Origin of the sequence: Mesorhizobium sp. KR1-2 (genome assembly GCF_040045035.1) — a bacterium.
In the GTDB taxonomy this organism is placed as follows: Bacteria; Pseudomonadota; Alphaproteobacteria; order Rhizobiales; family Rhizobiaceae; genus Pseudaminobacter.
Map to the genome: position 1 here is coordinate 309,625 of NZ_JBDZDS010000005.1, position 21,338 is coordinate 330,962.

Below are 21,338 nucleotides of genomic sequence, written 5' to 3' on the forward strand. Positions count from 1 at the left end.
AGGTCGGCGTTGGTCGCGAAAGGAAGGTCGGATGAAGCCTGAGGAGCAGTGGGAACTGGTTCGCGGCGGACGCGGTTTCCGCATCGAGAGCGCCGGCATCGGAGCCTTGCGCATCACCTTGCTGTTCGGCTCCGCCGCCGTTGCCTTCGCGCTGCTGGCGGTGCCCATCCTCGATGCCCGCACCCGGGCTCGCCCGCAGGTCATGCGCGCCGATCTCGACATGACCATCACCGGGTCGATCGACCGCGGCGGCTACACCATCCGGCGTAGCGTGCTGCAGTCGTCGCCGAGTGCCGTCTGCGTTATCCGCAACGACGGCGCGCGGCGGGGGGATTGCTAGCCTCGCTTCGGCTTCCGGCGCATTTCATTCTTGGTTAAGGCTGTTCCGTTAACCTTTGTTAACAGGTGGTCGCTATGCTGGTGGCAAAGGGATGAGAGACCGATGCCATCATTGATCCAGCTGTTCCTGCATGACGAACGCGGGGCAACCGCCGTCGAGTATGGGCTCATTGCCGCGGTTCTGTCGCTCACCATTGTGGCGGGCGTCGGCAAGGCCGCCGATGCTCTGGAATTCCTGTTCAGCAATTCGAACAGCCGGCTCGTCCAAGCCTTCTCCGGCGCGCCCAAGTAGCGCGGCGGCTTCAGCCTTCTTTCCGTTCGTTCAGGATCTTCGCCAGCGAAACCTGCGCCGAGCCCGGCTTCAGCGGCTTCTGCTGCGAAGCATGCGGCGCCCATCCCGATAGCCAGACAAAAGAGAAAGTGGCGCGCACGCGCCCGTCCGGGTCGGAAAAGCGTTCCGCGTAGATTTCGGCCGCGCGCGCAAAAAGGGCTCGCGTCGCCGGCCGGCGCGAACGGGCGATCAAAGCGTTGGTTGCGCCCATGGCGCGCAGATCCCGGATCAACGCGAACATGTGGTCGTAGCGGACCGTCACCGTGTCGATGTCGGCGACGGGCAATGCAAATCCTGAACGTTGCAGGAGCGCGCCGGCGTCGCGCACGTCTGTGAAGGGGCTGACCCGGGGGCTGACCCCGCCGAAAAGCTCGGTCTCGGCCGCCAGCAGGCTCTCGCGCAGTTCCGTCAGCGTATCGGCCCCGGCCATGACGGCCAGGAACAGGCCGTCCGGCTTCAGCGCCCGGCGCGTCTGGATCAGCATGCCGGGAATGTCGTTCACCTCCTGAAGCGCCAGGAGCGATACGACGAGGTCGACGCTTTCTGGCTCCAGCGGCAGGATTTCAGGCACGGACACAAGTCCAGGCTCGCCGTTGAGGAAAGCCTCGTCGGCCTCGATGCGCTGGACCTTCTCGGCCTTGCCGCTGGCGAGCACGGCATCGCGCGCGGCAGGGGTAACGCAGAATGCGGCGACAGCGTTCTCGAAGCGGCGCTCCACCGTCGCCAGCCGGTCGGAAAGCTCCTCCGCAACGCGCGTCAGAAGAAAATCGGCGCCTGCAACCGGCCGCGCCAGGGCGCGGCGCTTGCGGGCGATGAGGAGCTTGGTGTCGAACAGGGGCTGCAAGTGCCGAAATCCTTGATGTTGTGGCTGCGCCCGGCCTATGGTCGGCAAGCAGCCTGAACCTCGTGGCCGATCCGATGCCGCAATTCAAGAGCCTTGCCCTTGCCGCGCTGGATTGGCCGGCGCGCGTGCTGTTTCCGCCGGTCTGTGCCGGCTGCCGGCGGCATGTCTCGCAGCCGGGCTCGCTCTGTGCGCAATGCTGGCCGCAACTGCGCTTCCTCGAAAAGCCCTGGTGCGAGGTGATGGGCACGCCCTTCACCCATGATATGGGGGCTGGTTTCCTCTCTGCCGAGGCCATCGCCAATCCGCCGCCCTTCGAACGAGCGCGCGCGGCTGTTTCCTACACGGGCGTAGCACGGCAGATGGCGCAAGGCCTGAAATATTCGGACCGCACGCATCTGGCGCCATGGATGGCGCGCTGGATGTTGCGCGCCGGCGCTGAACTGGTGGCCGACGCCGATGTCGTGGTGCCTGTGCCGCTGCACTGGCGCCGCTTCCTGCAGCGGCGTTTCAACCAGTCGGCGGAGCTCGGCCGCGTGGTGGCCGAGCTTTCCGGTCTGCCTTTCGCGCCGATGGCACTTACTCGCGTCAAGGTCACGCGCCAGCAGGTAGGGCTGCGGCGCAACGAGCGCGAGGCCAATGTGCGTGCCGCCTTCCGCGTGCCGTCCGGGCGCGAAATCGAAGTGCGTGGCCGGCGGGTGCTGGTGGTGGACGACGTCTACACCACCGGCGCCACCGTTTCGGTTGTCGCAAGGGCGCTGAAGAAAGGCGGGGCCAGCGCGGTCGACGTGCTGACCTTTGCACGCGTCCTGCCGGGGGACTTCCGGCCCGACGAGGCAACGACTATATAAGCGGATGATAGCCGGCGCACCGAAGGCTGCCTTCAGGATAGCTTGGGTGCCGGGAGTTTGATTTGATTGCGCATTTTCGTTTCGTCGGAGGGACGCCTCGAACAGGACGGATTGCGCCGGGAACGCTGATGATGGTCGATGTAACGATCTATACCCGTGCCTTGTGCAGCTATTGCAGCGCCGCCAAGCGGCTGCTCGACAAGAAAGGCGTCGCCTATGAAGAGCGCGACGCTACCTCCGAGCCGGACCTGCGGCAGGAGATGATCGAGCGCTCGGGACGATTTACCTTCCCGCAGATTTTTGTCGGTAGCTTTCATGTCGGCGGCTGCGACGATCTGCATAACCTGGATTCGCAGGGGCGGCTCGACGAGCTGCTCGCTACCGGAACGCTGGCATAGGCGCTGACCCCCGAGGAGACGATCATGAGCAAATTCAAGGCAGCCGCCATCCAGATGCGGACGGGCACCGACCCGAAGAAGAACGCCGAGACCTTCGAAGCGCTGGTGCGGGAAGCGGCAGCCAAGGGCGCGACCTATGTGCAGTCACCGGAAATGACCGGGGCCATGGTGCGCGACGCTGAAGCCCGGCAGACGGCCTTCACCACTGAGGACAAGGACCTCATCGCTGCAACCGCCGCGCGGCTGGCGCGCGAGCTCGGCATCTACATCCACGTGGGCTCCACGGCGATCGTGCGCGAGGACGGCAAGCTGGCCAATCGCGCCCTGCTGCTGTCGCCCGAGGGCAAGACCATCGCTACCTACGACAAGATCCATATGTTCGACGTCGATCTCGACAATGGCGAGAGCTGGCGCGAATCCTCGGCCTATGAGCCGGGCACGCAGGCGGTGGTCGCCGAGCTGCCGTTTGCAAAGCTGGGCTTTGGGATCTGCTACGACGTGCGTTTCCCGCAGTTGTTCCGCGCCGAGGCTCTGGCCGGTGCGAACGTGCTCTCGGCCCCGGCCGCCTTCACGCGACAGACCGGCGAGGCGCACTGGCACGTGCTACAGCGCGCCCGCGCCATCGAGAACGGCGCCTTCATGATTTCCGCCGCGCAGGGCGGCAAGCATGAGGATGGCCGCGAAACCTATGGCCATTCCATCATCGTCGATCCTTGGGGCAAGGTCCTTGCCGAGGCCGACCACGACGAGCCGGGCGTGATCGTGGCCGAGATCGACACTTCGCTGTCGACCGCCGCGCGTGGAAAAATCCCCAACCTGAAGAATGCACGCGAGTTCTCCGTCAGTTCGGTGACGGCGAGCGAGGGAGAGCCGCTGCGGGGGGCAGCCTCTTGATCAGTTTTTCGCTTACCTGCGAGAGCGCCCACGAGTTCGAGGGGTGGTTCCGCAGCAATGACGACTTCGAGGCGCAGAAGAAGCGCAAGCTCGTCGGCTGCCCGGTCTGCGGCTCGCACAAGGTGGAAAAGGCGCTGATGGCGCCGGCCGTTTCCACCAGCCGCAAGCAGGAAAAGATGGCGCTGGCCATGAACGCGCAGCAGCGCGAGGCGCTGGCGCAGCTCAAGGCGCTGTCGGAAAAGATCCGCGAGAACGCCGACTATGTCGGCGATAAGTTTGCTGAAGAGGCGCGCAAGATCCATTTCGGCGAGACGGAGGCGCGCGGCATCTATGGCGAGGCGACGCCCGAGGAGGCGAAGAGCCTGGTCGAGGAGGGCGTGGAATTCATGCCGATCCCGGTGTTTCCAGAGGATCGGAACTGAGCCGATGCCGGCTGGCCTGCCAGACACCAGGTTCCAGGCAGGCCGTTTTCGTTGCCCCTCATATTTCCGCCCTGCTGGCGCATTCATCTTTGCCGTTTTTCCGCTCAGGTCAGGTTGAACTCGGCAAGGACGCGCGATGAAAGCTTTGTGGAACTCGGCCATCGGCCTCCTGCTCGTCAACGGCCTGTTGCTCGGTCTCACCTTGCCATTCGGCAAACTGGCGGCAACGGCCGGGGTTCCGCCGGCAATCTGGTCCTTTGTCATCTCCTTCGGCGCGGGCGCGGTGCTGCTTTCGGCGCTGTTGATGAACGGCGGAAGCCTCGGTCTCGACCGGCGCAGGCTTCGCTATTACGTCGTCGTGGCAGCCGTGTCCTATGCGATCCCGAACCTGCTGCTGTTCGCCTCGATCCCGCACCTTGGCGTCGGCTTCACCGGCATCATGTTCACCATGTCGCCACTGTTCACGCTCGCCTTTTCGCTGATGCTGAAATTGCGCCGGCCGAGCATGCTGGGCCTTGCCGGCATCGGTGTGGGCTTTGTCGGTGCGCTGGTGGTTGCCACGACGCGCGGGGAAGCGAGCCAGCCCGCCGACCCCATCTGGGTTGCCGCCGGCCTGCTCATCCCTGTCAGCCTCGCGGTCGGCAATGTCTACCGCACGGTCGACTGGCCCGAAGGCAGCGGGCCGATCCAGCTCGCCGCCGGAAGTCACCTGGCGGCGGCGGTGATGCTGCTGGTGGCAGCCGCATCAGTTACCGGGGGCGTTCCCTTCGCCCCGCTTGCAGGCGTGCCATGGCTGGTCGTGGCGCAGGTGATCGTCTCGTCGGCGATGTTTGCCGTGTTCTTTCGCCTGCAGGCGGTGGGCGGGCCGGTCTATCTCAGCCAGATCGGCTATGTCGCCGCTGCCATCGGCCTGATCTCCGGCATGTTGTTCTTGGGCGAGAGCTACCGGGTCGAGACCTGGCTGGGCGCCGTGCTGATTTCCATCGGGCTGGCCATGACCACCAAGGCGCAGTTGCGGACAGCCTGAACTTGCGCGTCAACCGCGCCGCTTCTCCGTCAGCACCATGTAGTTGACGTCCATGTCCTTGGAGCGCTGCCAGCGGTCGGCAAGCGGGTTGTAGACGACGCCGGTGCGGTCGGTGATGATCATGCCGGCATTGGCCAGGTACTGCTCCAGTTCCTCGGGTCGTACAAGCTTGGCGTATTGGTGCGTGCCGCGTGGCAGCCAGCGCAGGACGTATTCCGCGCCGAGGATCGCCAGCCCTAGCGCCTTCAGCGTGCGGTTGATGGTGGCCACGAACATGATGCCGTCCGGCTTCACCAGTTCGGCGCATTTGGTGATGTAGAGTTGCGGGTCGGACACGTGCTCGATGACTTCCATGTTGAGCACGATGTCGAACTTTTCGCCGGCGTCCGCCAGCGCTTCGGCCGTGGTGGCGCGATAGTCGATGGTCACGCCGGATTCGGCGGCGTGCAGCTTGGCCACCTCGATATTGGTCGCGGAGGCGTCGGCGCCGACGACCTCGGCCCCAAGCCGGGCCATCGGCTCACACAACAGGCCGCCGCCGCAGCCGATATCCAGGATGCGCAATCCTTCGAACGGGCGTGCCTGGTGCGAATCACGGCCGAAGCGCGCGGCCACCTGGTCGCGCACATAGGCGAGGCGAACAGGATTGAATTTGTGCAGCGGACGGAATTTCCCGTTCGGATTCCACCATTCGGCGGCGAGGGCCGAAAAGCGTTCCACCTCTGCGGTATCGATCGTCGATCGCGTGGCTTCGGGCATGGCTCGTCTCCTTCGTCGCAAGGAAGTCGGCGGTGAGGCGGCGAATGTCAAGGCAACAATTTTATCACGGGGTGAGGCCCCCGTCCCGTTGAGGGGAGGGTTCTGCACCTACTTCTCTGTCGCTCGTGCTCCGGCCCGAGGATGACGAGGATGGGGGGTGGCAGCGGCCAGCGCCTGCCATCCTTTGCCGCATGTCGGACGCGGCATTGCGCGTCTTGCGAAATGACAAGCTTTTGGCTATGGAGGCCGCGACTTGGCGCCCGGATTCCGCAGCGCTTTCGTTTGGACTTTCCGGTGGCCGTGACAGCCCTGGGGACAGTGTAAAGGGCGACCGGCTTCCATGGCGCGTATCGTGATGAAATTCGGCGGAACTTCCGTCGCCGACATCAGCCGCATTCGCAATGTGGCTCGCCATGTCAAACGCGAGGTCGATGCGGGCCATGAGGTGGCCGTCGTCGTTTCCGCCATGGCAGGCAAGACCAACGAGCTGGTCGGCTGGACTCGTGAGGCTTCAGCCATGCACGATGCGCGCGAATATGACGCCGTCGTCGCCTCGGGCGAGCAGGTGACCGCCGGCCTGTTGGCGATCACTTTGCAGAACATCGGCGTCAATGCCCGCTCCTGGCAGGGCTGGCAGATTCCGATTCGCACCGACAACGCCCATGGAGCTGCCCGCATCCTCGACATCGACGGCTCGTTCCTGATCGAGCGCTTCCAACAGGGGCAGGTGGCGGTCATCGCCGGCTTCCAGGGGCTCGGCCCCGACAACCGCATCGCGACGCTCGGACGCGGCGGCTCCGACACCAGCGCGGTGGCCATCGCCGCCGCCGTGAAGGCGGATCGCTGCGACATCTACACGGATGTCGACGGGGTCTACACCACCGATCCGCGCATCGAGCCGAAGGCGCGCCGCATGAGCAAGATCACCTTCGAGGAGATGCTCGAAATGGCATCCCTCGGCGCCAAGGTCCTGCAGGTGCGCTCGGTGGAGCTTGCCATGGTGCACCGGGTGCGGACCTTCGTGCGGTCTTCCTTTGTGGATCCGGACGCGCCCGGAATGGGGGATTTCGACAATCCGCCCGGAACGCTCATTTGCGACGAGGATGAAATCGTGGAACAGCAGGTCGTAACCGGAATCGCATACGCCAAGGACGAGGCCCAGGTGTCGCTGCGCCGCGTCTCCGACAGGCCGGGCGTGGCAGCCGGCATCTTCGGCCCGCTGGCCGAGTCCAACATCAATGTCGACATGATCGTTCAGAACATCTCCGAGGACGGCAAGTCGACCGACATGACCTTCACCGTGCCGTCGGGCGACGTCGACAAGGCGCTGGCGGTGCTGGAAAAGATCCGCCCGACCATCGGCTACGATGCGGTCCAGCACGACGAGGGCATGTCCAAGGTGTCGGTCATCGGCATCGGCATGCGCAGCCACGCGGGCGTCGCGGCCACCGCCTTCAAGGCGCTCGCCGAGAAGGGCATCAATATCCGTGCGATCACCACCTCCGAGATCAAGATTTCGATCCTGATCGACGGCCCCTACACCGAACTGGCCGTTCGCACTTTGCATTCCGTCTACGGCCTCGATAAGCAGTAGACAGACGAAATTTTCGTCCTCGCATTAACCGGCGTGTGGCAGAATGCACGCCGGCCAATGACATTTGGAGACGGCGCCTGATGCGTGACACGGCTGGCGGTCCCCGCGTTCTCTTGAAACGGCTGCGCGAGCTCATGGCAGAGCCGCTCGAGCCGCAGGAGCGACTCGACCGCATCGTGCACGACATCGCCCAGAACATGGTGGCCGAGGTCTGCTCGCTCTATGTGCTGCGCGCCGATTCGGTGCTCGAACTCTACGCCACCGAAGGTCTGAACCCGGGCTCCGTCCACCTCGCGCAACTGCGGCTCGGCCAGGGCCTGGTCGGCACGATCGCAGCGAGCGCGCGACCGCTCAACCTTTCCAACGCGCAGGAGCACCCGGCCTTCGCCTACCTGCCGGAGACGGGCGAAGAGATCTACAACTCCTTCCTCGGCGTGCCGGTTCTGCGCGCAGGGCGCACGCTGGGCGTGCTGGTGGTCCAGAACCGCACCAAGCGCCACTACCGCGAGGACGAAGTCGAGGCGCTGGAAACCACCGCCATGGTCATCGCCGAGATGATCGCCACCGGCGACCTGGCGCGGCTGACGCGCCATGGCGGCCTGGAGCTGGACCTGCGCCGGCCGGCGAGCTTCAAGGGCATGTCGTTCAACGAGGGCGTCGGCCTCGGCCATGTCGTGCTGCACGAGCCGCGCATCGTCGTCACCAACCTGTTCAACGAGAACAGCGAGCAGGAGCTGCGCCGCCTCGAATCTTCCCTCGGCTCGCTCAGGCTGTCGATCGACGACATGCTGTCGCGTCGCGAAGTGGCCTTCGAGGGCGAGCATCGCGACGTGCTCGAAGCCTACCGGATGTTCGCCAATGACCGTGGCTGGGTGCGCCGCCTGGAAGAGGCGATCCGCAACGGCCTGACGGCGGAAGCCGCAGTGGAGAAGGTGCAGAGCGACATGCGGGCGCGCATGCTGCACATGACCGACCCCTACCTGCGCGAGCGGATGAACGACTTCGACGACCTGGCCAACCGGCTGCTGCGCCAGCTGATGGGCCGCGCGCCCGAAGACGTGGCCGCAAGCCTGCCGAAGGATGCGATCATCGTCGCCCGCTCGATGGGGGCAGCCGAGCTACTCGACTATCCGCGCGACAAGCTGCGCGGCCTGGTGCTGGAGGACGGCGCGGCGACCAGCCATGTCGCGATTGTCGCGCGCGCCATGGGCATTCCCGTGGTCGGCCAGGCCAAGGGTGCCGTTTCGCTCTCCGAGAACGGCGACGCCATGATCGTCGACGGCGAGGACGGTACCATCCACCTGCGTCCGCAGGCCGATGTGGAGGCGGCCTATGCGGAAAAGGTTCGCTTCCGGGCGCGTCGGCAGGAACTCTATCGCGAATTGCGCACCCAGCCGTCCAAGAGCAAGGACGGTGTCCACATCGATCTTCTCATCAATGCCGGTCTGGCGGTCGACCTGCCGCAGCTTGCCGAGGCGGGCGCGGGCGGCATCGGGCTTTTCCGCACCGAGCTGCAGTTCATGGTGGCCTCGACCTTCCCGCGCGCCGAGGCGCAGGAAGTGCTTTATCGCGACGTGCTGGATGCCGCGCAGGGCAAGCCCGTCACCTTCCGCACCATCGATATCGGCGGCGACAAGGTGCTGCCGTACTTCAAGGGCACGGCGCATGAGGAAAACCCGGCGCTCGGCTGGCGGGCGATTCGCCTGACGCTGGATCGTCCGGGGCTGCTGCGCTCGCAGGTGCGGGCGCTGCTCAAGGCGGCAGGCGGCCGCGAGCTGAAGCTGATGCTGCCGATGGTGACCGAACTGGGCGAGATCGCGCAGGCGCGCGAGATCATCGACCGCGAGGTGCGGCATCTGTCGCGCTTCGCCCATCTCCTGCCGACCAGCCTCAAGCTGGGTGCGATGCTCGAAGTGCCGTCGCTGCTGTGGCAGCTCGACGAACTGATGGAGGAGGTGGATTTCGTTTCCGTCGGATCGAACGACCTGTTCCAGTTCGTCATGGCGACCGACCGCGGCAACACCCAGCTTGCCGACCGGTTCGACCCGCTGTCGGTGCCGTTCCTGCGGGTGCTCAAGCACATCGCCGACGCCGGCCGCCGCAACCACACGCCGGTGACGCTGTGCGGCGAGCTTGCCGGCAAGCCGATCTCGGCCATGGCCTTGATCGGGCTCGGCTACCGCTCCATCTCTATGTCGCCGGCCGCCATCGGCCCGGTGAAGGCGATGCTGGCGGAATTGCCGGTGAGCGAGCTGAAGTCGTTCCTTGACGACAATCTCGGCGGCCCGAAAGTGGACCTGCCGATGCGCGCGCTGTTGCAAACCTTCGCTGACGACCGCTCCATCCCACTCTGACGACTGTAATGATCAATCTGCCCCGCGACCGAATGGACCAGGTAGTCAAGCGTTTCGACATGCTCGAAGCGCAGATGGCGGCCGGCCCCGACCCCGAAACCTATGTGAAGATGGCCTCGGAATATTCAGACATCCAGGACATGGTGGCCAAAATCAGGGAATTGCGCGGGGCCGAGCAGGAAGTCTCCGACCTCGAGGCGATGCTGGCCGACAAGGGCACGGACGCCGAGATGCGGGCGCTTGCCGAGGGCGAGTTGCCGGAGGTCGAGGAACGGATCGAGGCGCTGCAGAAGGACATCCAGATCCTGATGCTGCCCAAGGATGCAGCGGACGAGAAGAACGCCATCCTCGAAATCCGCGCCGGAACCGGCGGCGACGAGGCGGCCCTGTTCGCCGGCGACCTGTTCCGCATGTACGAGCGCTACGCGGCCGAGCAGGGCTGGCGCATGGAAGTGGCCTCGGCCAGTGAAGGCGAGGTCGGCGGCTTCAAGGAAATCATCGCCACCGTCTCGGGCAGGGGCGTGTTCGCCAAGCTGAAATACGAATCGGGCGTGCATCGCGTGCAGCGCGTGCCGGAAACGGAAGGCAGCGGCCGCATCCACACCTCGGCGGCGACGGTGGCCGTGCTGCCGGAGGCCGAGGAGGTCGACATCGAGATCCGGGCGGAGGACATCCGCATCGACACGATGCGTGCCTCGGGCTCGGGCGGCCAGCACGTCAACACTACCGATTCGGCGGTGCGCATCACGCATATCCCGACCGGCATCATGGTCGTCCAGGCCGAGAAGTCGCAGCACCAGAACCGGGCCCGCGCCATGCAGATCCTGCGCGCGCGCCTGTTCGACATGGAGCGTTCCAAGGCTGATGCCGAACGCTCCGAATCGCGCAAGGCGCAGGTGGGCTCGGGCGACCGCTCGGAGCGTATCCGCACCTACAATTTTCCGCAGGGCCGCGTGACCGACCACCGCATCAACCTGACCCTCTACAAGCTCGACCGGGTGATGATGGGCGAGATGGACGAGATCATCGACGCGCTGATCTCGGATCATCAGTCCAAACTTTTGGCCGACATGGGGCTGGATGCCTGACGCGGCCGAACGCACACTGGGCCGGACGCTGCGCGCGGCGCGGGCGCGGCTGGCCGAGGCCGGCATCGAGGACCCGGCGCTGGACGCCAGGCTAATCGTCGAGCATTTTTCCGGCACCACCCGCACCGATGCGATCGCGTCTCCCGATCGGCTGCTCGGTGAAGCGGCGTCGAATGCGATCGAAGCCGCGCTTCGGCGGCGCGAGGCGGGCGAGCCGGTGCACCGCATCCTCGGCTTCCGCGAGTTCTATGGGCTGAAACTCTCCCTGTCGCCCGAGACGCTGGAGCCGCGGCCGGACACCGAAACCCTGGTCGACATGGCGCTGCCCTTCGCGCGCGAGGCCGCCGTGCGGGAAGGGGGCTGCCGCATCCTGGATCTCGGCACCGGCACCGGCGCGATCGCCTTGGCGTTGCTGAGTCAGGTTCCGCAAGCCGCGGCGGTGGGGGTGGATGTTTCGCAGGACGCGCTGGCGACAGCGCGCCGGAACGCCGAGCAACTCGGCCTGGGGGGGCGATTCGTCGCACTCGAATCCAGCTGGTTCGCGAAAATTTCGGGGAGGTTCCATTTAATCGTCTCCAACCCTCCCTATATAAGAAGCCAAGATATCGAAGCCCTTCAGCCGGAGGTACGCGGATTCGATCCGCGTCGTGCCCTTGACGGCGGAGCCGATGGTCTCGAGGCCTATCGCATCATTGCGGCCGGCGCGGCGGCGTATCTGGAAGACGGCGGAACAGTCGCCCTGGAAATCGGATTCGATCAAAAAGCGAGCGTAACGGACATTTTCGACAAGGTCGGATTTGGCCTTATTGCTGCCGGACAGGACTTGGCCGGCAATGATCGTGTGCTGCTTTTCGGAAATCGAATCAAGGCGTTGCAATAAGTTGGACGACCCCGAAAAAATACTTGGCAAGTCTCGGGAATGCCGCTACGTTCGAGATACCGGATGAGACGAAGCAGGCAGTGCTGTTATCTATTCGGTCCCCTTGGAAACAGACTGCCCCCTTGCGTAGACGACGCGTTTGCTTCGTGCGGGGATCACCCGGCAAGTGACATGAGACCGGAACGGGATTGGTACGTGACGCCAACGCAAATCATGCGGGCGAACATCGTCGGAGCTACACGAAACGGCTGGCCGTTGACGCGCCCCGTTCGCGAGTTTTTATCGAAATGAAGAGAGTCTGATGAGGCCACAACAGCAGAACAGGCGTATGCGCGGCCGGAACAATGGCGGCGGCGGCGGCAACAACAACAACAACAACAATGGTCGCAAGGGGCCAAACCCTCTCACGCGTAACTATGAGAGCAACGGCCCGGACGTGAAGATTCGCGGCTCCGCGCAGCAGATCGCCGAGAAATACGCAACCTTGGCCCGCGACGCGCAGAGCGCCGGCGACCGCGTCATGGCGGAAAACTATCTGCAGCATGCCGAGCACTACAATCGCATCATTGCAGCCGCGCAGGCTCAGATGCCGGCGCAGCACATGCAGAGCCACCGCGACGAGCTCGATGACGACGGAGACGCCGAGCGCGACGAGTTCGACAATCAGGGCAATGCCCAGCCGGCCAACGTCCAGACCGGCAACGCCGAGCCGGAACCTCAGGCGCAGGCTTCTGCCCAAGGCACTGGTCCCCAGCCCGTCATCGAGGGCATGCCGGTCGAGGTGGCGTTGAGCGCAGAGGCGAGCGTCGGCAATGCCGAGAACCGCGGTCGCGGCCGTGGCCGCCGTCCGGCTCCGGCTCCGGCTCCGGCGCAGGCACAGCCGCATCAGCCGCAAGAGCAGGCCGCCGAACAGGCGCCGGCAGCTGATGCCGCGTCCGAACAGCCCGAAGCCGAGGAGAGGGCTGCCTCTCCGCGTCGCGGCCGTCGTCCGCGCCGTGGCGAGCGCCAGCCTGCCGGTGAAGCCGCTGGCGGATCGTCCGATGAGGCCGCTCCCGAAGGCCAGGCCGAGGAAACCGTCCTGGCGGCAGCAAACGGCTGACCGGCAGACGACTGCGAAATACAAGGCGGCGGAGACTCGAGTCTCCGTCGTTTTTTGTTTGTCGAGCGCCTCGCGCCGTCTTGAGGAAATCCCCCGCATACCCATATCTGGCTGGAAACTGGATCCGGCTCGACAGGGCGGGTCCGTCACCGCAAACTGATCCGGTGCCGCAAAGCGGGCCGGTGATGCAAGGAGACGATTATGAACTTGGAAAAATACTCCGAGCGCGTTCGGGGCTTCATCCAGTCGGCACAGACGCTTGCTCTGTCCAGAAATAACCAGCAGTTCACCCCCGAGCATATCCTTAAGGTGCTCGTCGATGACGATGAGGGCCTTGCCGCGTCGCTGATCGAGCGCGCCGGCGGCCGCGCCCGCGACGTCAAGCTCGGTGTCGAGGCAGCACTCGATGCGCTGCCGAAGGTCGAGGGCGGCAACGGCCAGCTCTACATGGCCCAGCCGCTGGCAAAGGTTTTTTCCACTGCCGAGGAACTGGCCCAGAAGGCCGGGGACAGTTTTGTCACTGTCGAGCGTCTGCTGCAGGCGCTGGCCATGGAGAAGTCGGCCAAGACCTCCGAGATTCTCGCCAAGGCCGGGGTGACGCCGCAGGCGCTGAACCAGGCGATCAATGAAATCCGCAAGGGACGCACCGCCGATTCGGCGAGCGCGGAACAGGGCTATGACGCGCTGAAGAAGTACGCGCGCGACCTGACCGCCGACGCCCGTGCGGGCAAGCTCGACCCGGTCATCGGCCGCGACGACGAAATCCGCCGCACCATCCAGGTGCTGTCGCGGCGCACCAAGAACAATCCGGTGCTGATCGGCGAGCCCGGCGTCGGCAAGACGGCGATCGCCGAAGGGCTGGCGCTGCGCATCGTCAATGGCGACGTGCCCGAATCGCTGAAGGACAAGCAGCTGATGGCGCTCGACATGGGCGCGCTGATTGCCGGCGCGAAATATCGCGGCGAGTTCGAGGAGCGCCTGAAGGCGGTGCTTTCGGAAGTCACGTCGGCTGCCGGCGGCATTATCCTGTTCATCGACGAGATGCACACGCTGGTCGGTGCCGGCAAGGCCGACGGCGCGATGGACGCGTCGAACCTGCTCAAGCCCGCTCTGGCGCGCGGCGAACTGCACTGCGTGGGCGCCACCACGCTCGATGAATACCGCAAATATATCGAGAAGGACGCGGCCCTTGCCCGCCGCTTCCAGCCGGTGTTCGTCGACGAGCCGACCGTGGAGGACACGATCTCCATCCTGCGCGGCCTGAAGGAGAAGTACGAGCAGCACCACAAGGTGCGCATCTCGGATTCGGCGCTGGTTTCGGCGGCGACGCTGTCCAACCGCTACATCTCCGACCGCTTCCTGCCCGACAAGGCGATCGACCTGGTGGACGAGGCCGCTTCGCGGCTGCGCATGCAGGTCGATTCGAAGCCCGAGGCGCTGGACGAGATCGACCGCCGCATCATGCAGCTGAAGATCGAGCGCGAGGCGCTGCGGGTCGAGAAGGACGAGGCTTCGAAGGATCGCCTGGCCCGGCTCGAGACGGAACTGACCTCGCTTGAGGAAGAATCCGACGCGCTGACGGCCAAGTGGCAGGCCGAAAAGCAGAAGCTGGGTCTGGCCGCCGACCTCAAGAAGCAGATCGACGACGCGCGCAACGAGTTGGCGATCGCCCAGCGCAAGGGCGAGTTCCAACGCGCCGGCGAGCTGGCCTATGGCAAGATCCCCGAGCTTGAACGCAAGCTGAAGGAGGCCGAGGCGCAGGACAAGGACGGCAAGGGCGGCATGGTCCAGGAGACGGTGACGCCGGACAACATCGCGCATATCGTCTCTCGCTGGACCGGCATTCCGGTCGACAAGATGCTGGAAGGCGAGCGCGAGAAGCTGCTGCGCATGGAAGACGAGATCGGCAAGCGCGTGGTCGGCCAGGGGGAGGCGGTGCAGGCGGTGTCGAAAGCGGTGCGCCGCGCGCGCGCCGGCTTGCAGGATCCGAACCGGCCGATCGGCTCGTTCATGTTCCTCGGCCCCACGGGCGTCGGCAAGACCGAGCTGACCAAGGCGCTTGCCTCCTTCCTGTTCGACGACGAAACCGCGATGGTTCGCATCGACATGTCGGAATATATGGAGAAGCACTCCGTTGCCCGGCTGATCGGCGCGCCTCCCGGCTATGTCGGCTATGAAGAGGGCGGCGCGCTGACCGAAGCGGTGCGGCGCCGGCCCTATCAGGTGATCCTGTTCGACGAGATCGAGAAGGCGCATCCGGATGTCTTCAACGTGCTGCTGCAGGTTCTGGACGATGGCCGCCTGACCGATGGACAGGGCCGTACGGTTGACTTCCGCAATACGCTGATCATCATGACCTCCAACCTGGGTGCCGAATATCTGGTCGGCCTCGGCGAGCACGAGGATGTCGACAAGGTCCGCGACGAGGTCATGGCCGTAGTCAAGGCGTCGTTCCGGCCGGAGTTCCTCAACCGCGTCGACGAGGTGATCCTGTTCCACCGCCTGCGCCGCCAGGACATGGACAAGATCGTCGAGATCCAGCTCAAGCGGCTGGAGAAGCTGCTGGCCGACCGCAAGATCACGCTCGACCTCGACCGCGAGGCGATCGAATGGCTCGCCAACAAGGGCTACGACCCGGCCTATGGCGCGCGGCCGCTGAAGCGGGTGATGCAGAAGGAACTGCAGGACCCGTTGGCCGAGAAGATCCTGCTCGGCGAGATCCTGGACGGTTCGACGGTGAAGATCACCGCCGGTTCCGACAGGCTGAACTTCCGCGCCAGGCCGGCTGTGCCGGCCGAGGCCGAAAAGGCCGCCTGAGCGTCCGAGCAGCAGCACGAACCCCATCACAAAATGGCCGCCCACGGGCGGCCATTTTCATGCCCGGTTCATATGGAACTCACTAGCCTGACAATGCATTGGCGAGTCGATATTTCTCGACTGAAGCGGTGGAAGCTGCCGCCGGAGGCAGTGTCGGACCGGGGAATTTTTGACGAATATGGTCGGAAAAATCAGTCTTCTTGCGGCTATCGCAGCCGGATTTTGGGCATATGGCGCGCAAGCGGCCACAGTCTCGGACATAAGCAGCCAGAGCAGCGCTCCGCGAATCAGCGGCACGGCCGGTGATGGCGTGCGCCTTGCCCAGGCCGACAACATCGAGGTCTATTTCGACGGCAACGGCAACCGTGTCATCGTGGATTCCTACACCGGCAAGATCATCGCCATCCAGCCGCCGCGCAGCGTGATCGGCGGGCAGGACGGATGGCGCGGCGCGCGCCTGCGCGATGCGCGCCGTGGCGAGCGCTACTATGACGGCGATGCGGAGGAGGCGCCGCGCTATTCCCGTGAGCGCCGGTGGCAGCAGGAGCGCTATCCCGAGCCGCCGATCGACGATTACGGGGACTACACCCGCGGGCCGAACGATTTTCCGCCTGCGCCGCAGCAGGCCTTTCCGGGCGCGCAGCCCTATCCGGATGACGGCTACGACAGCGAGCCGCAGGTGGTGCGGCGCGACCCGATAACGCGGGCGCCGCTGGAGGTGCCTGTCGCGCGTGCGCCTGAGGGCCAGGAACCGACGACGGTCATCGAAGTTCCGGAGGTCGATGACGGCACGGCGGTCGCGCCGCCGACCTCCTTCACGGCGCGCGAGGACGTTGCCTCGATCCAGATCCTGATGGACCGGGCAGGCGCCTCGCCGGGCGTCATCGACGGCAAGTTCGGCAGCAATGTCGACAAGGCGCTCGCCGCCTATCGCGACATTACCGGCACGAATCTGAAGTCGACCGACACGGCCGAGATCAAAGCGGCTCTGGCCGCGACGGGCGGCGACCCGTTCGTCACCTATACGATCACGCCCGAGGATGCCGCCGGCCCGTTCGTGGCGTCGGTGCCTGCCGACTACAGCGAGAAGGCGCAGCTCGACCACATGAGCTACACCTCGGTGCTCCAAATGCTGGCCGCGCGCTTCCACATGGACGAGGGCTACCTGAAGTCGCTCAATCCAGAGGCGAATTTCAATCGCCCCGGCACCATCCTCCGGGTGGCAAATATCAACCGGAAGGCTGCGAGCAAGGTTGCAAGCATCATCGCCGACAAGGGGCGCAAGCAGGTCCGCGCCTATGACGAGGCCGGCAAGCTGGTCGTCGCCTATCCGGCCACCATCGGCTCGGCCGACACGCCGTCGCCGACCGGTACACATGCCGTGTCGCGCGTGGCGCTGAACCCGAACTACACCTACAATCCCAAGCTCAATTTCAAGCAGGGCAACAACGACAAGATCCTCACCATTCCGCCCGGTCCGAACGGGCCGGTGGGCACGGTCTGGATCGCGCTCGACAAGCCGACCTACGGTATCCACGGCACCCCCGATCCGTCCAAGATCGGCAAGACCGAAAGCCATGGCTGCGTACGCCTGACCAACTGGGATGCCGAGCAGCTGGCAAAACTGGTGAGCCCCGGCGTTCCCGTCGAGTTCATCGAATAGGCCACGGAAACGCGGCGTCCGGCCGAAGAAGACCGGGGCTAGCCGGGAAAACGCTGCCGACATAGATTCCGGCGATGTCTGCACCGGAAACATCCGATTCGACCATCGATAGCGTGCCGACGGCCGGGTGCACCTTCTGCCCGCCGCAAGGGCGGCGATTCGTGATGATGTCGGCGATCCTTGCCTCGAGCATGGGTTTCATCGACAGCTCGGTCGTTTCGCTGGCCATGCCGATCATCCGCACCGATCTCGGCGCGACGCTGGTCGATGCGCAGTGGATCAGCAACGGCTACATGCTCTTCCTGTCCGCGCTCGTGCTGCTCGGCGGGGTGGCCGGCGACGTGTTCGGCGTGCGTAACATCTTTGCCGGCGGCATCGCCGTCTTCATGGTCACGTCGCTGCTTTGCGCCCTCTCGATCGACGCCGAGATGCTGGTCGTGATGCGCGCCGCGCAAGGCATCGGCGCGGCCTTCATGGTTCCGGGCAGCCTCGCCATCATTGCCAAATCCTATCCGGCCGACATTCGCGGCGCCGCGATCGGCAAATGGGCCGCCTATTCCTCGCTGACCACGGCGATGGGGCCGTTCATCGGCGGTCTCGTGCTTTCGCTCGGCGAACCATGGATGTGGCGCCTGATCTTCGCCATCAACGTGCCGATCGGCATCGTGGCCCTGGCGATGCTGCTGATGAGGGTGCCGGCCGACCGGCCCTCGGCGAAACGCCGGCTCGACATGCCGGGCGCCATCCTCGCAACCGTCAGCCTGGGCATCTTGGCCTGGGGGATGACCAGCTTCGGCCTTCCGTCCGAGGGACAGCTCATCGGGCCGGGCACATGGCTGCTGATCGGAGCGCTGCTCTTCGCCGGCTTCGTCCTTTGGGAAAGCCAGACGCGCACGCCCATGGTGAAGCTCCAGCTTTTCCGCTCGCGCATCTTCTCCGGCGCCAATCTCTACACGCTGTTCCTGTTCTTCGCGTTCAACGCGGTGCTGTTCTTCCTGCCTATGACGGTGATCACCGCCTGGGGCGCGAAGGAATGGCAGGCGAGCCTTCTGTTCATCCCGCTGTCCCTGTTCATCGCGCTGCTCTCGGGGTTTTCGGGGCGGCTGTCCGATCGCTGGGGCCCGCGCCTGCCGTTGACGGTCGGAGCGGGAATCATGGCCGTGTCCTATGCGCTCCTGGCGCTGACCATGCCGCTGATGCGCCTGTGGGAGGTGACCTTTCCGGTGCTTCTGCTCAACGGGCTGGGCATGGCGATCGTCGTGTCGCCGCTTTCGGCGGCCGTCATGCTGGCGGTTTCGGACGATGATACCGGGCTGGCCTCCGGCGTGAACAATGCGGTGGCCCGCGCCGCGGGCCTGATGGCCGTTGCCGCGCTCGGCGCCGTTGCCGGGCTGGTCTTTTCCGGCGTGCTTGGCGCGCCGGTAGCGGGCGTGGAGTTTGGCGCCGCGCCGCAATCGGTTCTGGCCCCCGTGATCGAGGCCTTGCGGGTAGAGGCGACGAACCGGGCTTTCCAGGCAATCGCCTGGGCGTCCGCGGCGCTCAGCGCGGCATCCGTGGTGGTGGCGTGGATCACGCAGCCTTCATGGGCCGACCGCAAGAGCTGATTCGCGGCGAGTAATATCCGGAAAATCCTGAAGCGGGCCTGATGGCGGTTGCTGCCCGTTATCCGCTGGCCTTGGCGCTGGCCATCTTGAGTGCGCCGCCATTGCCGTCCTTCAGCAGATCGTCGATTCGCTCGCGCTCGCGCTTGAAAGAGACGAGATCGTCGCCTTGCAGCACGCGGCCGACAGGCAGGCGCACGCGCATCGGGTCGACCTTGGTGCCGTTGACCAGCAATTCGTAGTGGAGGTGGGGTCCGGTGGAGAGGCCGGTGGAGCCGAGATAGCCGATGACTTGGCCCTGGCGGACCTTCGCGCCCGGCACGATGCCCGCCGCGAAGCCGTTCTGATGGTTGTAGGAGGTTTCGTAGCCGTTGGGGTGGCGAATGATGGTCTGCTTGCCATAGCCGCCGGCCCAACTGGCTTTTTCGACCACGCCATTGCCGGTGGCAATGATGGGCGACCCGACCGGCGCTGCCCAGTCGGTTCCCGTATGCATGCGCGTGTAGCCGAGAATCGGATGGCGGCGGGCGCCGAAGCCCGAGCGGAAGGTGCCGTTGGGCAGCGGGTTGCGCAGCAGGAACTGCTTGGCGCTACGACCCTCGCTGTCGAAATAGTCAACGCCGCCGTCGTGCATCTGGAAGCGGTAGAAATTGCGGGTCGTGCCGCTGAAGGTTGCGGAGACGTAGAGGAGCTGCGAATCTTGAGGGTCGTCGCTGCCGGGCTCGGAGAAGAGCACTTCAAGGCGGTCAGACGGGTTGAGACGGGACTGGAAGTCGACGTCCGACGCCAGCAGCTTGATGAGCTGCTTGGTCATCTCCCGTGACATGTCATAGGAATAGGCGGCCCGGTAGATGCCGTCATAGACGGTGGGCAGGTTGCCGCGCGACACCGCCGGCAGCGAACCGTCGAACGCCGTCAACAGGTCCGGATTCGGCTCCGGCTCGTTCGTGGTGACATATTGTTTCTTGTCGTTGAGCGCGATGGTCAGCAGGTGCTGGGTGCGATTGTAGACGCTGGTGCGCACGATCCGCGCTTCCTCGCCGCGTACTTCCAGCCCGACCCGCAGCACCGAGCCGGCCTTCAAGGAGGGACCGTTGAACATCTTGCCGATCGCTTCGGCCATACCTGTCGCGTCCTCGCCGGTGTATCCGGAATTGGCGAAGGCGTCGGCGATTGCCTGTTCGGTCGAGAACGGAATGATCTCCTCGGCATAGGCCAAGGCCGAATCATCGCTCGCAGTCCTGGTCGCGACAGAGACGTTCTCGGGAACGATCCGCACACCGTAGGAGCCGGTGAGCGCCTGGGTGGCCAGCGAATCGCCGAATCGTTCGGGGTCGACATAGTGGAGGGCCGCGACCTGGACGTCGCCATCGGTGAGAATCGCCCCCGTGACCCGCACCACTTCCTCGACCTCGTCGGCGGAAAGATCGCTCTTCTCGTCGAAGGCGGCGGTGTCCATGGGGAACTCCACCGTCTTCAGGCTCATCTCGCTTTCCACCTTGACGCCGTAGACCTGGCCGGCCGGTGCGGCGGCGGTCTGGGCGGCGCCGTCTTCGGCGAAGACGTCGAGCGGATCGAAGGGCGGATAGCTGCGGTTTGTCTTGTAGCCGCCGGCCAGCGCCATCTTGACCTCGACGAACGGGACCGTGCGGATCACGTCGCGATCGCCGACGCGGCTGGACATGGACACTTCCATGCGCCGGCGGTCCTTTGCCCGGGCAATCTGGCGCGACTGAACCAGCCGGTCGGCCTTGGCATTCTGGCCGCCATCGTCGCTCTGGGGGATAGTGGCCAGTTCGGCGATCTCGGGCGGGGTCGCCAGCTGCTCACGGCCGTCGAGAGCCGCAAACAAGGCAACCCCCATGAGGACGCTCGACGTCACGCCGGTCAGGAAAGTTCCCGACAGCCAGCGAGCGGAGACCTCGCGCCGATCGGGCGGACCGCTGCGGCCGTCCGCGATGAGCGGCGGCTCGTTGCCGAGTTCGGCTATGGCTTGATCCACATCCTGCATGAAGAGCGGTGGCTTTTCCCGTCCCTGATCGGCCCCGGTTCAAACTTATGGCCGCGACAATTGCCTGCCGTGGCGCTCGAAGTCAACGAAAGCTCCCCGTTGGCGCTCCTGGTCGAAGCGGTCCCCCAATCAAGGAACGCGCGCGAGGCCGATAATTGACCTGCGTTGAGCAAGAGATCGACCGCGATTGGGGCCGCAATAGGGCCCGAATGGGGCGGGTGGGGTGTTGGGTGAGGGCGCTGAGGCGCTTACGCAGGGTCTGCAAGGGTTGGTTTGTTTTTGTCGCAAAAAATTCAAAAAGGGCGAAAATGGTCGTTGACAGTTTTGGGGGGCGGGGCCTATATACGCCTCAACAACGAGGGCGGCGCG

General features: G+C 65.1%; 18 protein-coding genes. 15 read left to right on the forward strand and 3 right to left on the reverse strand.

All coding sequences use genetic code 11. The features are described from left to right. Positions 1 to 31 precede the first annotated feature (31 nt). On the forward strand, positions 32 to 340 hold the full coding sequence (locus ABLE85_RS13210) for a hypothetical protein (protein ID WP_348793184.1): 309 nt from the start codon (positions 32 to 34) through the stop codon (positions 338 to 340). 102 nt (positions 341 to 442) lie between these two features. Continuing rightward, entirely contained in the window at positions 443 to 631 is a 189-nt protein-coding gene (locus ABLE85_RS13215) for a Flp family type IVb pilin (RefSeq protein ID WP_348793185.1), read from the forward strand. Between the two features lie 10 nt (positions 632 to 641). Here ABLE85_RS13215 and ABLE85_RS13220 read toward each other — a convergent pair whose 3' ends face one another. Continuing rightward, a complete protein-coding gene (locus ABLE85_RS13220) occupies positions 642 to 1,514 on the reverse strand; it encodes a methyltransferase domain-containing protein (protein WP_348793186.1) in 873 nt (290 codons plus the stop codon). Positions 1,515 to 1,588: 74 nt separating this feature from the next. On the opposite strand from ABLE85_RS13220, the gene ABLE85_RS13225 reads away from it, so the two are divergent. The 5 genes from ABLE85_RS13225 (at position 1,589) to ABLE85_RS13245 (ending at position 5,103) form a co-directional block, all read left to right on the forward strand. Then, the gene (locus tag ABLE85_RS13225; RefSeq protein WP_348793223.1) at positions 1,589 to 2,362 is read left to right on the forward strand and encodes a ComF family protein; all 774 of its coding nucleotides are present in this window, start codon (positions 1,589 to 1,591) and stop codon (positions 2,360 to 2,362) included. A 131-nt stretch (positions 2,363 to 2,493) separates the two neighbouring features. Then, positions 2,494 to 2,760: a glutaredoxin 3 gene (gene grxC, locus ABLE85_RS13230; RefSeq protein WP_348793224.1), complete on the forward strand. Its 267-nt coding sequence runs from the start codon at positions 2,494 to 2,496 to the stop codon at positions 2,758 to 2,760. Between the two features lie 24 nt (positions 2,761 to 2,784). After that, positions 2,785 to 3,654, forward strand: coding sequence for a carbon-nitrogen hydrolase family protein (locus ABLE85_RS13235; protein ID WP_348793187.1), 870 nt, complete (start codon positions 2,785 to 2,787; stop codon positions 3,652 to 3,654). Continuing rightward, a complete protein-coding gene (locus tag ABLE85_RS13240; protein WP_348793188.1) occupies positions 3,651 to 4,076 on the forward strand; it encodes a DUF1178 family protein in 426 nt (141 codons plus the stop codon). The genes ABLE85_RS13235 and ABLE85_RS13240 overlap by 4 nt, the downstream gene beginning before the upstream one ends. 136 nt (positions 4,077 to 4,212) lie before the next feature. Beyond that, the gene (locus ABLE85_RS13245; RefSeq protein ID WP_348793189.1) at positions 4,213 to 5,103 is read left to right on the forward strand and encodes a DMT family transporter; all 891 of its coding nucleotides are present in this window, start codon (positions 4,213 to 4,215) and stop codon (positions 5,101 to 5,103) included. A gap of 9 nt (positions 5,104 to 5,112) precedes the next feature. Here ABLE85_RS13245 and ubiG read toward each other — a convergent pair whose 3' ends face one another. Further along, a complete protein-coding gene (gene ubiG / locus ABLE85_RS13250) occupies positions 5,113 to 5,862 on the reverse strand; it encodes a bifunctional 2-polyprenyl-6-hydroxyphenol methylase/3-demethylubiquinol 3-O-methyltransferase UbiG (protein WP_348793190.1) in 750 nt (249 codons plus the stop codon). 340 nt (positions 5,863 to 6,202) lie between these two features. Here ubiG and ABLE85_RS13255 point away from each other — a divergent pair, with 340 nt between their 5' ends. The 8 genes from ABLE85_RS13255 (at position 6,203) to ABLE85_RS13290 (ending at position 18,961) form a co-directional block, all read left to right on the forward strand. Further along, positions 6,203 to 7,456, forward strand: coding sequence for an aspartate kinase (locus ABLE85_RS13255; protein ID WP_348793191.1), 1,254 nt, complete (start codon positions 6,203 to 6,205; stop codon positions 7,454 to 7,456). Between the two features lie 80 nt (positions 7,457 to 7,536). Beyond that, positions 7,537 to 9,810 carry a phosphoenolpyruvate--protein phosphotransferase gene (ptsP, locus tag ABLE85_RS13260; RefSeq protein ID WP_348793192.1) on the forward strand — a complete coding sequence of 758 codons (2,274 nt, stop codon included), beginning with the start codon at positions 7,537 to 7,539 and terminating at the stop codon, positions 9,808 to 9,810. An 8-nt stretch (positions 9,811 to 9,818) separates the two neighbouring features. Beyond that, entirely contained in the window at positions 9,819 to 10,898 is a 1,080-nt protein-coding gene (gene prfA, locus ABLE85_RS13265) for a peptide chain release factor 1 (protein WP_348793193.1), read from the forward strand. Further along, positions 10,891 to 11,778 carry a peptide chain release factor N(5)-glutamine methyltransferase gene (gene prmC / locus ABLE85_RS13270; RefSeq protein WP_348793194.1) on the forward strand — a complete coding sequence of 296 codons (888 nt, stop codon included), beginning with the start codon at positions 10,891 to 10,893 and terminating at the stop codon, positions 11,776 to 11,778. Before prfA ends, prmC begins: the two co-directional genes overlap by 8 nt. A 301-nt stretch (positions 11,779 to 12,079) precedes the next feature. Beyond that, complete coding sequence (locus ABLE85_RS13275) at positions 12,080 to 12,877, forward strand: DUF4167 domain-containing protein (protein ID WP_348793195.1); 798 nt, start codon at positions 12,080 to 12,082, stop codon at positions 12,875 to 12,877. Between the two features lie 201 nt (positions 12,878 to 13,078). After that, positions 13,079 to 15,694 (forward strand): ATP-dependent chaperone ClpB, encoded by a 2,616-nt coding sequence (gene clpB / locus ABLE85_RS13280; protein WP_348793196.1) that lies wholly within the window; start codon positions 13,079 to 13,081, stop codon positions 15,692 to 15,694. Between the two features lie 178 nt (positions 15,695 to 15,872). Then, on the forward strand, positions 15,873 to 17,357 hold the full coding sequence (locus ABLE85_RS13285; RefSeq protein ID WP_348793197.1) for a L,D-transpeptidase: 1,485 nt from the start codon (positions 15,873 to 15,875) through the stop codon (positions 17,355 to 17,357). A 164-nt stretch (positions 17,358 to 17,521) separates the two neighbouring features. Next, positions 17,522 to 18,961, forward strand: coding sequence for an MFS transporter (locus tag ABLE85_RS13290; protein WP_348793198.1), 1,440 nt, complete (start codon positions 17,522 to 17,524; stop codon positions 18,959 to 18,961). 58 nt (positions 18,962 to 19,019) lie between these two features. Here ABLE85_RS13290 and ABLE85_RS13295 read toward each other — a convergent pair whose 3' ends face one another. Further along, positions 19,020 to 20,969: a M23 family metallopeptidase gene (locus ABLE85_RS13295; RefSeq protein WP_348793199.1), complete on the reverse strand. Its 1,950-nt coding sequence runs from the start codon at positions 20,967 to 20,969 to the stop codon at positions 19,020 to 19,022. Positions 20,970 to 21,338 lie beyond the last annotated feature (369 nt).